7 protein-coding genes are annotated in these 14,560 nt (G+C 43.3%); 3 read left to right on the top strand and 4 right to left on the bottom strand.

All coding sequences use genetic code 11. The annotated features are described in order from the left end of the window. The first annotated feature begins 18 nt into the window (after positions 1-18). From BCY91_RS16060 to BCY91_RS16050, 3 genes are read left to right on the top strand one after another with little or no spacing between them, the layout of a single operon-like run. On the top strand, positions 19-1,482 hold the full coding sequence (locus BCY91_RS16060) for a fasciclin domain-containing protein (RefSeq protein WP_120183066.1): 1,464 nt from the start codon (positions 19-21) through the stop codon (positions 1,480-1,482). 11 nt (positions 1,483-1,493) lie between these two features. Further along, positions 1,494-4,679, top strand: a complete 3,186-nt coding sequence (locus BCY91_RS16055) for a SusC/RagA family TonB-linked outer membrane protein (RefSeq protein ID WP_120183065.1) — start codon at positions 1,494-1,496, stop codon at positions 4,677-4,679. A 10-nt stretch (positions 4,680-4,689) separates the two neighbouring features. Next, positions 4,690-6,510, top strand: coding sequence for a RagB/SusD family nutrient uptake outer membrane protein (locus BCY91_RS16050; protein WP_120183064.1), 1,821 nt, complete (start codon positions 4,690-4,692; stop codon positions 6,508-6,510). A 201-nt stretch (positions 6,511-6,711) separates the two neighbouring features. Here the strand turns inward: BCY91_RS16050 and BCY91_RS16045 are convergent, their stop codons facing one another. Genes BCY91_RS16045 through BCY91_RS16030 form a run of 4 tightly spaced genes read right to left on the bottom strand, consistent with a single transcriptional unit; the run spans position 6,712 to position 14,547 of the window. Beyond that, positions 6,712-7,785: a glycoside hydrolase family protein gene (locus tag BCY91_RS16045; protein ID WP_120183063.1), complete on the bottom strand. Its 1,074-nt coding sequence runs from the start codon at positions 7,783-7,785 to the stop codon at positions 6,712-6,714. Positions 7,786-7,789: 4 nt separating this feature from the next. Further along, a complete protein-coding gene (locus BCY91_RS16040) occupies positions 7,790-9,943 on the bottom strand; it encodes a hypothetical protein (protein WP_245989216.1) in 2,154 nt (717 codons plus the stop codon). After that, positions 9,940-11,205, bottom strand: a complete 1,266-nt coding sequence (locus tag BCY91_RS16035; protein ID WP_120183062.1) for a pectate lyase family protein — start codon at positions 11,203-11,205, stop codon at positions 9,940-9,942. The genes BCY91_RS16040 and BCY91_RS16035 overlap by 4 nt, the downstream gene beginning before the upstream one ends. 6 nt (positions 11,206-11,211) lie before the next feature. Then, entirely contained in the window at positions 11,212-14,547 is a 3,336-nt protein-coding gene (locus tag BCY91_RS16030; protein WP_245989213.1) for a DUF4450 domain-containing protein, read from the bottom strand. Positions 14,548-14,560: the final 13 nt, after the last annotated feature.

Genomic DNA, 14,560 nt, shown 5'->3' with positions numbered 1-14,560 from the left:
CCTTTAAAGAACTGACGAATGAAAATATTTACGCTACAAAAGGCAGCACTGTTTATATTATGTGTTATAGGCTTCGCATCGTGCCAAGATAAATGGGACGACCATGTAGAAGGGCTTGGCAACAATGCACAAAACAACTTATATGAGGTGGTAAATAGCGACGCCAAATACTCCAAATTTGCCGATCTTTTGCAAAAATCTGGTTATGCCGATGTTTTAAAATCTTCTAAAAATTTCACGCTTATTTTACCAAACAATAGCGCTATTGATGAGGTGGCCAGCACGGTTGATTTTACTGATAGCTTGGCACTACGCGCATTTGTAGGCTACCATATCATTAACTCGGCCTACCCGGTTAACAACACCGCAGATACTATCAGAGCTAAAAACATCAGAAACAAATACATTGATTTTGTTAACGGGAACTTTAACAATATCGAACCAGATTTAGCTAATCAAGTAGCTCAAAACGGAATTTTCCACGTAGTGTCTCATGCTTTAACTCCCTACAAAAACATCTATAACTTTTTAATGAGTTTTAATGGAGGCTTTGCACAAAAGATGGCTTTACTGTCTTTTGATACCCTAAAACCGGTAGGAGATACCATTTTGCCGTTCAGAAGTCCGGCCGTTATTTCTACCCTTCTGTCGCCAATGCTTTTAGAAAAACAGAAATATACCTACTTTATTTTAAAAGACGATTTCTTTAATGCAGAGTACAGTAAACTTGAGCCTTATTTTACAACATCATATGCCGAAGATGGCCCACGTCCAGACAGTACTACCGTGTATTTTAACAGGTTAAATATGTTGCAAAACCTTATTGTTCCTGGAGATTTTTCGGAAAGTAATATGCCCGATAGTTTGACAGCGGCTAATGGTTTTAAGTTTAAAGTGGATAAATCGCAAATCATATCCTCGCATGTGGTGAGTAACGGACGCGTTTATTACGTAAACAGCCTACCTTATTCTTTAAAAGATCAAATCCGGGAGTTTAAGGTACTTGGGAAATCACCTAATAGTTTTATCCAGGGATATAACAGTGGTAACGTGTATTACCGCACCAAACGTGATTTATATAATAATACCTATACAGACATTGAGGTTTATGCTCATAAAACTTCAGAGTATTATATTAATTATGTTAAAAATGGCGCATATAAAGTGAAATATAAGGTTTACGGCCGTGCCATATCCGGACTAATGGGCGACCCCCAAACTAAAGAGTTTACCCAATACATCCAGTTTTTCAATCCTGCTACCGGATTATTTAACCTAAGCGTAACAGACGCAAATAATACAACTGTCGCCAAGTTCCCATACGTGGTAATTCCGTTAAACCATGACGAGGTTTATTTAGGCGAATACGATAGGCCACAATATGGCGCATTGAGATTACGCTTACAGTCAAAAGCAACCGTGACAGACAATGACAACACGTTGATATTGGAATACCTTCGATTTGAACCTATTTTACCTTAACCTGAAATTATATGTCTAATTATAAAATACTAAGTCTAAGCGCCGCGCTTGTTGTGGCGCTTGGTTCTACGCAACCTATTTATAGCCAGAATAAATCTGCTGAGGCAGTTGAGAAGAGTAAAGAAACAAGTAAGCTGAAAGTAAAAGGTAAAGTGGTTGATGGTTTAACTGGCGCGCCTATTGTAGGCGCCAGTGTAAGCGTTCCGCAATACACCGCAAAAATAACCGACCAAAATGGTGCTTTTGAAATAAGCGTGCCTACCATGCAAATCAATTTGGAGGTTGCCATTGTGGGTTACCAAACGGTTGTTGTTCCCGCCAATAAAACAGATTTGACAGTTACCCTTTATCCAGAGGGCACAAAATCATTTTATGCCGAAACCTATACGCCTTTTGCACACGATGTAAAACATGTGTCGCAAATGGTGGGCGCGGTTGATGTAGTAGACTTCCAGGGCGCTTGGGAGCAAAACTCTGAAACGGTAGATAATTACCTGCAAGGCAAATTGGCTGGTGTTAATGTCACCCGTAAATCCGGAACGCCATCTATGGGGGCAAATATTGCAATCAGAGGGCTTAACTCTTTATATACCCAGAACCAGCCTTTATATATCATAGACGGTTTAATCTACAATGCAGAAATTCATAGCTCATCTATTACTAACGGACACGAGAATAATCCTTTGCAAAATATCGATGTTAGGGATATTGAAAGCGTTACCGTTTTGAAAGATGCGGTTGCAACTGCTATTTACGGTGCTAAAGCCGCAAACGGTGTAATTGTAATTACTACGCACCGCGCAAAGGAATTAACTACAAAAATTGACTTTGAGGTAAGCAGTGGGTTTAACCAAACGCCAAAACGCATCCCAGTGATGAATGCTTTCAACTACCGAAGCTATTTGAATGATGTATTGGCGACGTCTACGCTTACCGGCGAAGAAATTGCAGCTTTACCTTTTAATAATGATAGTAAAGGCTTTATTGATTATCCGGTATATCATAACGAAACGGATTGGCAAAATAAGGTTTTTAAAACCGAGCTAGATAAAAGTTATTACTTACGTGTAACCGGAGGTGATAACATCGCAAAATACGCGCTTTCCGTAGGTTTTAACGATGATAATGGGGTAATTGCGAATACGCAACAAAACAAATACACCGCACGTTTTAATTCGGATTTGAGTTTAACCAAACGTTTAAAAGCCCAAACAAATATCTCTTTAGGCTACGGGCAGCAAAAACTGAAAGACCAAGGTTTTGCGCCTAACACCAATCCGATATTTTTAGCATTGACCAAGGCGCCATTTTTTAACACAAATGAACTAGCGCCAGACGGTACCGTTTCGCCAAATTATGCGCCGGCAGATTATTTTGGCTACTCGAATCCGCTACAGTTGATTTACAACGGTGTAAACGATAAAAAATCGTACAGGTTTTTAGGAGGTGTAAACTTTGATTTTAAATTAACAGACCATATTAACCTCAGCAATACCACCGGCATTACCTATGATAAAGCCCAAGAAAATTTCTTTATTCCGGCAAAAGGTATCGCTTCAGAAATTATTAATAATACAGTGGTTACCAGTAGACTGGGTACGCAAGTGGCCAGGTATTTTTCGATCACTAATGATTTTAGAGCAGCTTATGCAAAAACCATTAATGATAAAGATAAGTTTAACGCTATCGTAGGTTTGCGCTATCAACATCATGATGCAGAGCAAGATTATGCTTTGGGCTATAATTCGGCTACTGATGACTTGGTGAGTATCGGAAATAGCGATGCCGCTAAACGTACTTTTGGTGGCAACATTGGCGAGTGGGCGAATGTTACTTTCTACGGCTTAGCTAATTATGCCATTGACAACCGCTTTATTATTAACGCAGCCATTTCTTTGGATGGTTCATCTAGGTTTGGAAGCGAGGCAGAAGGCGGTGTAAATGTTTTTGAAGATCATCCTTTCGGCGTATTCCCGTCTATAGGTGGTGCTTGGATCATCTCCTCAGAAAACTTCTTAAAAGACAACAAGAACATCAATTTATTAAAATACCGTATAAGCTACGGCTTAGTTGGTAATGATGATATTGGAAACTATAATGCCAAGCAAAACTATGTATCGCAAAACTTCCTAGGCGTACAAGGGTTGGTTAGGGATGGCGTTTCAAATCCATACTTAAGATGGGAAACCGTACGGAAGTTTAACACCGGTTTTGATTTGTCGATGTTTAAAGAGCGTTTTAACCTAAGTATCGATTATTACAACAACCAAACAGATAAAATGTTGGCTTACCAAAATGGTAACACCCTATCTGGCATAGCGTATTATTTGGATAACAGTGGCAAAATGGAAACCAACGGTTTGGATTTAAGTTTGTTCGGAAAAATAACAACCGGGAAGGTTAAATGGGATGCCGGCTTGAGTGTGGGAACCTACAAAACTAAAGTGACCAGCTTGCCAGAGACAGTGTACACCAATATTGGCGGCGCCACTTACATCACCAAAGTGGGCGAGGCACCAAACGCATTTTACGGATACCAGTTTAAGGGCGTATTTAGTACGCAAGCACAAGCTAGCGCAGCCGGCTTATCAAGATATGATGAGGCCGGAAACAAAATAGCGTTTGAAGCCGGTGATGCTATTTTTGCCGATAAAGACAATAACAAGGTAATTGATGAAAACGACCGCTACGTTATTGGAGACCCTAACCCAGATTTTTACGGCGGATTTAATAACAGCATATCGTACAAAAAATGGTCGTTAGGCGCATTGTTTACTTTTAGCGTAGGTAATGATGCTTATAATTATACACGCGCCAACCTTGAATCGGGCAACGGACTTTATAACCAAACCGATGCTTTGTTGAACAGATGGAGAGCGGACGGACAGGTTACGAACATCCCGCGTGTAACTTATGAAGACCCAATGGGCAATGCACGTTTCTCTGACCGCTGGGTGGAAGATGCATCTTATCTGCGTTTAAGGCAATTGTCTTTGGCTTATAAATTCACCTTTAACAAGAGTATCGTAAACTATTTAAACATTTATGCTACGGCAAACAATCTATTTACCTTAACTAAATATTTGGGTTACGATCCGGAATTTAGTATGAATACAGATGTGTACAGACAAGGTATAGATGCTACGTTAGAACCTCAATTTAAATCGTTCCAATTAGGTGTACGTTTAGGACTTTAATACAAAGAACATGATCAAGATATTTAACAATAGAAACATTAAGCTTTTTGTAGCAGCAATTGGATTGGCCATGTTCGCCACCGCCTGCAAAAAATCTTTGGAAATTGCACCGCAAGATAAATTGGAGAAAAAGCAAGTGTACAATACACTTGCCGATGCCGATGCTGCTGTAATGGGTATTTACGGACAATTTGCCACTTTGGGCGAACAATATGTTTTGCTTAACGAGCTAAGGGCAGATTTAATGGACGTTACTGCCAATGCAGATCCCTATTTACAACAGCTATCAAACCATGATGCAACGGTAAATAATCCTTATATAGACCCAACCAATTTCTATAAAATCATTTTTAACTGTAATGATGCCATAGCTAATTTTAAAATTATGGGCAAAGAGGGTAAGCTGAAAGAGGACGAGTTTCAACAACGCTACTCGGACGTAGTGGCCCTACGGTCATTCTTGTATTTGCAACTGGCTATACATTTTGGACAGGTACCTTATATTACCGATCCTGTTATTAGTGTAGACGATTTAAAAGCAATAGAAAACTTTCCGAAAATCACCTTCGATGTGATGATTGACTCTTTATTGGCTGCAACTACTAATTTACCGTATAAAGAGTCCTATGCTTACCCTACGGCATCATCTTTAAACTTTAGCACAGACGGGGTAAATACCCGCAAAATTTTTATAAATAAGCCGGAACTTATTGGAGAGCTACAGCTATGGAAAGGGAACTATTATGAAGCTGCAAAAGCCTTTAAAAAAGTATTAGACACCGAGGACAACAATTCCGATGTTAACTATCAGGTGGAAGGTTATCGTATAGGCTGGCAGTATAATGTTATTTCGTTTACTAAATCGCAGACTGCTTCATCATTAGTAAATTCCACTTCAGATGGTTGGCGTGCCATGTTTGCCCAACCTAACACTTCCAGAAACTGGATTTACGAATGGACCTGGGGTATTCCTTACAATAACAGCTTTGCTCCGGGAAACCCATTTATAGAGTTGATGGGCGGGCCAGAAAAAGGAGGCAAGTACTTAGTGAAACCTTCGCAAAAAGTAATTGATTTATGGAATGCACAAACGTTGACCAACGGGGTGCCCGGGGATGCCAGAGGTACGCTGTCTTATAAAGTGACTAGTGAAACAGATCCGAATCCGATTATTACCAAATTCACGGATGGTGTTACTACACTAAGTGTAATTAATAAGGGTGGAAGCTGGAATATTTGGCGTGCCGCAGGCGTACATTTAAAATTTGCCGAAGCCGCAAACCGGGACGGGCAGGGCAAAGTAGCATATGCTTTATTAAATAATGGCTTACTAAATACTTTTTACGATGGCACATATAGTGGAGCCGACCAAAGCGGTACTACAAAAGTTCCAGCCAATTTTGATGAAGCTAACAGCGCGATTACGCCGTATCCAGAAGGTTCACCTTATTATTTTGACGCTAGAGACTTTGCTATTGGGAGAGGTCTTTATTGGTACCGCAACCAAGGGATAAGGGGGCGCGCAATGGAACCGAGATTAGAGTTGCCGGGAATTACCTACCGAGATCCTTACGAAAGACGGATTTCAAGTTTTAACGTGGACCAGTCTTTATTAGAAGACAAGATTATTGAAGAAGCGGCAATGGAACTTGCTTTTGAAGGTAGTCGTTGGGGAGATTTGATGCGCATTGCCCGCAGAAGGAACAATCCAGCCTTTTTAGCCGATAAAATTTACGATAAACTAATGAAGGCAGGCAATCCTAAAGCAGCTGAAGTACGCAGCAAATTAATGGATCCAAATAACTGGTACTTACCGTTTAAGATAAAATAAATTTTGTTGTTTGTAATTGGAGAAGCATCGCTGTAATGGCGGTGCTTTTTTTGTTGTTAGGTGTGAGAGGCAAGTACCAAGTATCAAGTGGTAAGTAGCAAGTAGCAAGACTAAAACCTTACGCCCTACACCTCTAACCTTACACCTCTAACCTTACACCTCAAACCCTACACCTCAAACCCTACATCTTCCACCTCACACCTATCTAATCCGCATTACAAAAGGAGAGGAGCTTTGGTATTTACCGCCTTGTGTAGTTAAAAAGAGGTGGGTGGGTTTTCCATCATGATTTAACAGCAGTTGCGGCCGCTCAAAACGGCCGTATTTGCTCAGATGCTTAGGTTTTGGGGGCTGGCTGATGTAATGCGAAACTTCGTCAAAAGCAAACTGGGGCTTGCTCCATTCTAATCCGGTTTTGCTGTGCATAATAATGCCCTTGCGGTCGCCGTAATAGCCCATGTCTCGGCATACTAAATTAAAACGATGATGCTCCCACCAGATGTAGGCATCTTCTAACTGTTCGTTATTGCCTAACACCGAAAAATCTATCACAGGGTTTACTGATAATTTGATGTAAGGTCCTTCTAAGGCATCGGCCACAGCCAAACCATATTTACGGTTGCCTTTTATAGCAAATTTCGGATGTTCATATTCCTCGGTATTCCAGCTTTTATAAAAAAGATAATATTTGCCGTTGGGGTGTTTTACAAAAGCCGGATTGGTGGTGCAATGGTCGTCCCAAGCGCCGGTGGGGCCAGGCAAAAGCAGTGGTTTACTAGGATGCCTGAAATCTCCATATAAGTCATCTGCCACGCTTAAACCTATGCGTTTGGTGTTGGTTTTTTTGTTGGCGTTGCCCATGTAAAACAGGGCATATTTGCCGTCAACTTTTTTGATGAGGGGATTGTGGCAGGTAGTGCCGTCCCAAAAATCTGGGCCACGCGGTTTTAATACTACGCGTAAATGTTTAAACTCGGCTTCGGCATTATCGGCCACGGCCTGACAAATTTCTGAACCGTTTAGCCAACCGCCCATGCCTTTGTTGGCATCCCAGCGCGAGTAAAATACATGCACTTTTCCGTCATCGGCTAAGATAGGGCTACATCCCCAAACGTAATAGCCGTCTTCTTCTAAAATACGATGCAAGGGTTGCAAATGCTTATAAAGCCAAGAATATTTGCCTTTACGGATGCGCTCAGTTGCCCAAGCCATATCGGCGACAGCCAAAGCGCAAGCGCCCGTTGCAAGGTATTTTAGAAAAATTTTACGGTTCATTTTATCAAGGCATTTTTTGTAGGCCTTCCCACTTCACATTCCATTTGCCATCTTTCGGGAAACCGGGGTTATTTTCTGTACTGCCATCCCAGCCGGCGCACATCATGGCTATTGCAGTAAGCAGGCCTCCGTTGCCCGGCATGTAAATAGAAAGACGTTCTTCTTGGTAATTATGGCCATTTACCAAATAGGTGTTGGTTTTAACATCCATAAACAGCGCGTCTAGGGCTTTTTCCGGCATTCCTAAACGTGCGGCGGTCATGGCGGTCATCGGGAAGTCCCATCCCCAAGTTTCGGCCCAGCTCCAATCTCTCCATATCAAATTAAACGTGTTTTTCATGATGGTGGTATCTACCATTCCGCTTTGTGGCAACATCCCAAAAGCACCGAAAACGGAAGGGTGGTCTGTTTTATATTCGGGATTGGTGTACGAGTCGGGCGCGCTTTCTGCTGCCAAATAAACATCGCCCTGTACCGGCAAAGGCGCCAAATTGTCTATTACCTGTTGCCATTTTTGCACCTTAGGCATCCCTAAACGGCCGCGCCACTGTTGGGCAATTTGTAGTGCCCATTTCCAATAGGCCAGCTCGTAGGTAGGGTTAAAGGTATCCTCTGCTTTAAAGCGTTCTTGCGCCGGAATTAATACTGGACCCAAATCGTATTTTTTGGTTTTAGGGTTAAAATGCGCAAAGGAAGCCATAAAATCTGCGGTCTTAAACACCAAATCTTGGTAACGCTCTAACACCTTTTCGTCCTTTTTGTTCCGATAAAGCATCTCGGCAAAGGTAATAGGATGCGGTTGTTGCCAAATTAACATGGCGCCCACGCTAGATGGACATTCGTTCCCCTCATTGTCGGTCATTTTTTGCCAGCGCACGCCCTCAAAACCTTGGCGTTGGGCAATGGATTTAGCGATAGTTTCTGCTTTAAAATACCAATCGGCACTTTTCTCCAATAACTCGGGCCTGCCCCATAAAGGATAATGCATGGCATGCCACCAGTGCATTTCCAAATGTTCTTTACCAAACCAGCTGTTATAGGTTAAGCCGGTTTCTTGAGGCGGAAAGTGCCCTGCTTCTTGCGTACGCATAAGGTATTGCGAAAGTACCACCCGGCGTTCCAGCTCTTTTGCGCGCGGATCGGTACATTCCGAGAAATCTACTGCTGCACCGGTGTTCCAGAAATTTTTCCAAGCTTTTGCACTTGCTTCTTCTTGTTGTGCCAAGCTAACTTTGGCAGCCGTAGCTTGCGGCGTAAAGCGCACGTTAAGGGCAAAAGTGTTTTGGCTTTTATCTGGGCTAATTAAAAAATAATGCTTTTGCTTTTCGGCGATTGTTGCTTTGCCTTCCCAGTTAAACGTGGCATAATAGGTAGTACCTTGCAACTGGTGTTTTAAGCTCGCACCATCTTCTTTTTGATATTCAATGTTGCTTTGGTGCTGGTTGTCTTCGCCGTAATAGTTGCCTGCATCTTTCCAGGCGGCGGTAGGGTAAGGGAAGCGCATTTTAATTTTGAGCTTTCCTTGTTTAATCAGGTCAGATTTTACCTCGGCATATATACCGTCGGCATCTGGCTCTGCTAAAGTTTTTACTTCCACTTTTTCGCCGTTTACCTCATATACAGAATGGATAATGCCGGTGTACATATTCAGCTCTTGCTGGATGTTTTTGATGGCGCTAATAGGTAAAACTTCGCCGTTGTTGCCATAAAATTCAAAACCGAAATTACCCATTTGCAAACGGTGCGCATTGGCGCGGAACCATTCTGAAGTTTCTTTGGCACGTTGCGGTTCTTTTCTTTGCACCATGTAGGTTACCTTACGGCCGTATTGATCATAAGCTTTTAAAGATTCTTCGCGCTGGTAACCCACGGTGTCTTTAAAACTGTCCCAAGCCCATTCAGACTGTGTACCCAAAGGCACGCCGCGGGCATAAAAATCAGGGAACGATTGTAGGCCGGTAACATCTACCGTCATGGCAAACTCGCCGTTTCCTACGGTAAGCGAATTTAATGAATCTGCTTGGGTTATTTTAATGCTGTGCCTTTCTACCAAAGCTTTACGGTCTATTTTTTGGGTGCCGTTTTGGCTGCAGGCCGAGAACGCGACGGTAGAAAAAGCGGAGGCCAATAGCAAAAGCGATTTTAATGTGGTGTTCATTTCTTTAATGTAGATTGAGGGATTAAACTGTTGGCATAAATTTCTATTTGGCTGTAGCCCGATGTTGCAATCGTACTCGCATCTGTTGGGTTCTTTTTGTCGAGCTTGTTTTTGCGTTCCCAGCTATCGGCGATGCCGTCGCCGTCTTTGTCCTTAATTGTTTTACCTGTTTTTATAGGGGGCTGTCCGCCGGCATCTTGCTCGTTACGGAAGATGATACCTTGTGTACCCAAGCTTTTTAAGTAGGTAATCAAGCGCTGGTCAATAGCATCGCGTTTATGGCTGCAACCAGCTTCGGCAATAATATTTTCAAAAGCTTCTTCGGCGGTTAACACCCGGTTTGTTAGGTCAAAAGTTGCTGGTGTTTTTTCTAGGGTAGCCTTCATTTCGATAAAAGGCGCATCGCTAACTGCTTCGCCGTCCAGCTGGCCGTTTTTATTTAAATCGGCTTTGTTACCACTGTGGTAAACATGGTCTGTTTCGGTAAACTGGCCTACAAAAGAATTGTTGGAGTTTGGCCCTGCGATAAAATAGTTGTTAATTAAATCCTGATAATGATGCGCACTGGAGTGCCCGCCCACAAATCCGGTTACGCCCCAATTGTAAATAACGTTGTTAACAAATTCTATTTTCGCTTTGGCTTTTGGGTTACGGCTTTGGTTATCAATCCACAAAGTGTTGTAAATGCTGATGTTGGTGGGCACTTCTAACAGTGCGCCAAAACGCTGCGGGTCAATAGCTTCGCCAATAATGCAGTGCTGCAGGGTAATATTGTTGCTTTTTTTGATGTGCAGGTTATCCCAGCGTCCCCATTGTACAGAGATATGATCAAAAATCATGTTTTCGGCATTATCAATAATGAGGGTGCAGGTGCCGCGCGACATGCCAATGCTTCCGCGCAAGCGTAAATAACGTGCAATTACATTGCTTGATCCAGAGAAACTGACACCATCGCCGTAAATCACCACACCATCACCGGGTGCAGTTTGCCCTAAAATGGTGATGTTGGACGCTACCTGCACTTTGGAGTTTATTTTGATGACCCCGCCGGTATCAAAAACTACCGTGCGGTTGGGTTGGCTCACGGCATCTCTAAAAGAACCTTCACCATCATTATTTAAATTTTTGACGTGGTAAATTTCGCCACCACGGCCACCGGAAGCGTATTTTCCTTTTCCCATAGCACCGGGGAAAGCCAGTTGTTGGGCAAAGCCGGTTTGGAATAAAATGGCCATTAGGCCTATTAAAAATAATCTTTTCATCAAAATCTATTTTATCAGTGTAAGCGCCATTAAACCTATTACTACATCATTTGCTTTGGTGGCTATTACCACATTTTTTAAACTTTTATCGGCACGTAAAGGCATGGCCAATAAGGTACCCGCGCCGCCGTCAACCGCCCTATCTGTAAAACCTTTTATACTGCTGAAGTTGTTAAAGTCTTTAGTGATTTCGCCAGTTTTAAAATACAGGCGGTAAGGTTTCGGCGCATCGGTGTTAAACGCAAAGCCGTCATTTAAATAATCTTGCTCAATTGGCCACCAATTTTGCGGATTTTGGAGCGCTAAAACATCCGCTGTGCCATCGGTATAATTTACGGTAAGCGTACCGTTTGTAAAACGGCTTTGCATAGGGTTGGTAGAACCCGCCATGATGAAATGCGCAGCTTTTGCTTTTCCGCTTAAGGCGATGACGGCCGAATCTGGATAGTTATCCCATTGCGAAGTGTAAATGATGTTTTTGCCGTTTGCCGGCGAGTGGAAAATGACGCCTTCGGGCGAAGTTATGCTTCCGTTCTGCAATTTTTGGCGGAAACCGCTGTCGTCAATATTTGCCGTTACCAAAGGATAGCACCAGTTGCCAATCCCTTGCGTAGGCAACTGAAGGGTTGTTGTAACCGGTCTTGGACTAAGGTATTCGTTTTTGAAAATATCAGTTACAGATGCGTTAAAATAGCCGCTTAAGTTTACCGAAATCTGTTGATCCGTGGGTTGTAAGCCAGGCAATTGCTGCGGGGTTTTGGTGTCTGGTTTTACAAATTTTACCGGAAGTTTCCAGCTTAACGCGCCTTGTTTTACCGGAATAAAAATATAAGCCGAATCTGATTGCTGTGCTTTCGCCATGATTTGGTTTAGCCAAGTTTTGCTATCATTAATGCCAAAAGCTGTCAAATCCAAACTAGGGCTTCCGTCTAAAATCACACGCTTTTCAATCGCTTGTGGCGCCGGGCCGTCCCACTCGACAGTAATCTGATAAGTTTTTGCTTTTGGCAAGTTAAGCTGTATGCTAGGGTATTTAACCGCATCCGTCAAAACTTGATAGCTTACTTTTTTTCCGTTTACCAGGATATTTTTGATTTGGGTAGCTTTTGCCACAAGCTGCAATTTCAAATTCATTAAGCGCGAATAATTTTGCGTAATGTTATAGTGCGATTGTTGTCCAGTTTGGCGAAAATCGAAACTCACATCGGGCAGGTTTAAACTTGCATATTCCCATTGGCTAGGCAAACCGGGTTTTATAGTTAAAGTATCGTTAATCACATCGGTCTTAATGCCAAACAAACCTTCGGTGAGGCTACGCGCGGCCATCCCGATAGGGTCGGCAAAATCGCGGTAAAGTTCTCCACGGTGCGCATCGTAAAAAGAAACCTGCCCAAAATTACCCGGGCTTGCACCCAGATACATATTCTCTAGCACGCTGCCTTTCCATAACTTATAAGCTTCATCGGCTTGGTTAGCCTGCCAAAAGGCCAAAGCGGTATGTAAAACCTCGGCAGTTGCCACATTATTGATGGACCACGTGTAGGGTTGCCAATTGGTGGTGCTGATGGTGTATAAATCTTCATTTAAGCCATTGGCCAAAATTGGAATGTGTGGGATATGATCGTCCACGTACTTTACCAATTGAAAAGCCTGTTCTTTGTTGGGCACGTCTGAGTCTATGGCGTGATAAACCGTCCACAAGCCTGCCGCTGGATGCAGGAGTTTTAAACCTAAAGCATCTTTGTACTCGGCATAGCGCCCCAAATTTTCCATCCACAAGTGCTGGTTCAGGGCTTTTTTGATTCTTTCGGCTTCTTGGGCGTAACCCGAGCCATCTTCGCCCATCAGTTTTGCAATTTGCGCAGCTAAAACATTAGCGCGGTAATTATAAGCCGAGGAATGTGTCACCGCGCCGCCGCTATATTGTAAGCCATCGCTGGCCCAAATAGCCGCGTAGGCATCGTACAAGCCATCATTATCGCTGTCGTAATTGCGTTTTTCCCATGCTAAATGTCTTTTAACCACTGGCCAAAGCGTTTTAATTTCTTCTAAATCGCCGGTGTAAAAGAAGTGGCTCAGCATCTGGTCTATAAAGCCCAAATTCATATCGTAATGGTGCGGTGGCGATTGTTTTCCGGGGTTTCTGCCGATGTAGCCTTCGCTAAACATGGAGGTGCCACGCTCTTCTTTTTGCCGCGCCAGATGCAAAGCGGTATCTGCCACTACAGGGCCGTTTGGTGGCGTTAGATATTGTGATGCCGCATAGCTGCCGAAGTGTGTTTTTGCGCGCTTGTGCCAGCCTAGCGGATCGGCAACGTAAGCGCCGCGCCAGCCGTTGAGGTGCATACGCCAAGCCACGGCACCGTGGATGTAAGACGGCTCTTCCCAAATTCCATCGGCCGCCACAGCCAATGCGGCGCCATAGTTATTGAGCCATTTATCCGGAGTTTTTAAAGTTACCCGGCCGGCTAAAGCGTTGGTTTTTGCGTTGGCTTTTGTGAAATCTTGCGCCAGATTAAACTTGTTTTGGCGGTTGATGGCCAAGTATTGTGTTTTGTTGTTAGCTAATGTGAAATTGGCTATTAATGTTGGCGCATTTTGCGCTTTACCGTTTAAATAGGCGGAAATATTGCCCCCTAAACTAGCGTCGCTTAGCTTTAGCTGTGATCCTTGCGGAAAGTAACCGAAAATCTGGCTGGTCTCGGCCTTGTTTCCTTTGGCCATTTCTTTGCGCGCCGTGGCGTCGTAAAAATCGAGGCGGAACTGATTAGCTTTTATTTGATAACGGTTGTCTTTGCAATACTCGGGCTTTAGGTAAAACACCGACTCGGGATCGGCGCCTAAATCGCCATCGCGAGAAAATTTTTGTCCGTTTACCCCGCCATAGCTTGCAAAAAGTTGTAAAGTTTGGTTTAAGCCTTTTGCATCCATTTTTACAATCATCCCTTCGCTATCGGCGTAAGCCAAAACCGTGAGGTAGATGCAGGCGTTGCCGAGTGCTTTATCGCGGATTTGGTAAAGCATTTTCCCAGGATTGTAAATAGCCACAACAGAGTCGGCCTGGGTAAACCATTTTGTTGTTTGGCCAGTTTTGAAACCTATTTTAAGGTTACCGCCCATGCCGGGCAGGTAAAGTGCAAATTCGGGCTTGTCGCCAGTTTCTACCCTAAACCCGGTGTTGGTGCCGTACAGGGCACGGTTAAAACGCCTTTCGAGGTTGACGCCCACAAAACCTTCGTGGCTGGGCTGATAGCGCACGCTGCGCGTTTTGTTATGCCAGAGCTGTTGGTTTTGGGCGTGGGAGGGTAGGGCGGTGCTGGTTAAAACTATTAATAAGCTCAAAAGTTGAGCAAAG

It is taken from the genome of Pelobium manganitolerans (genome assembly GCF_003609575.1).
In the GTDB taxonomy this organism is placed as follows: domain Bacteria; phylum Bacteroidota; class Bacteroidia; order Sphingobacteriales; family Sphingobacteriaceae; genus Pseudopedobacter; species Pseudopedobacter manganitolerans.
This window is presented reverse-complemented; position numbering and strand designations above follow the sequence as displayed.

Coding starts and splice junctions, on each gene's coding strand:
- BCY91_RS16060 (WP_120183066.1), top strand. CDS start 19: ATGAAAATATTTACGCTACAAAAGGCAGCACTGTTTATATTATGTGTT.
- BCY91_RS16055 (WP_120183065.1), top strand. CDS start 1,494: ATGTCTAATTATAAAATACTAAGTCTAAGCGCCGCGCTTGTTGTGGCG.
- BCY91_RS16050 (WP_120183064.1), top strand. CDS start 4,690: ATGATCAAGATATTTAACAATAGAAACATTAAGCTTTTTGTAGCAGCA.
- BCY91_RS16045 (WP_120183063.1), bottom strand. CDS start 7,785: ATGAACCGTAAAATTTTTCTAAAATACCTTGCAACGGGCGCTTGCGCT.
- BCY91_RS16040 (WP_245989216.1), bottom strand. CDS start 9,943: ATGAACACCACATTAAAATCGCTTTTGCTATTGGCCTCCGCTTTTTCT.
- BCY91_RS16035 (WP_120183062.1), bottom strand. CDS start 11,205: ATGAAAAGATTATTTTTAATAGGCCTAATGGCCATTTTATTCCAAACC.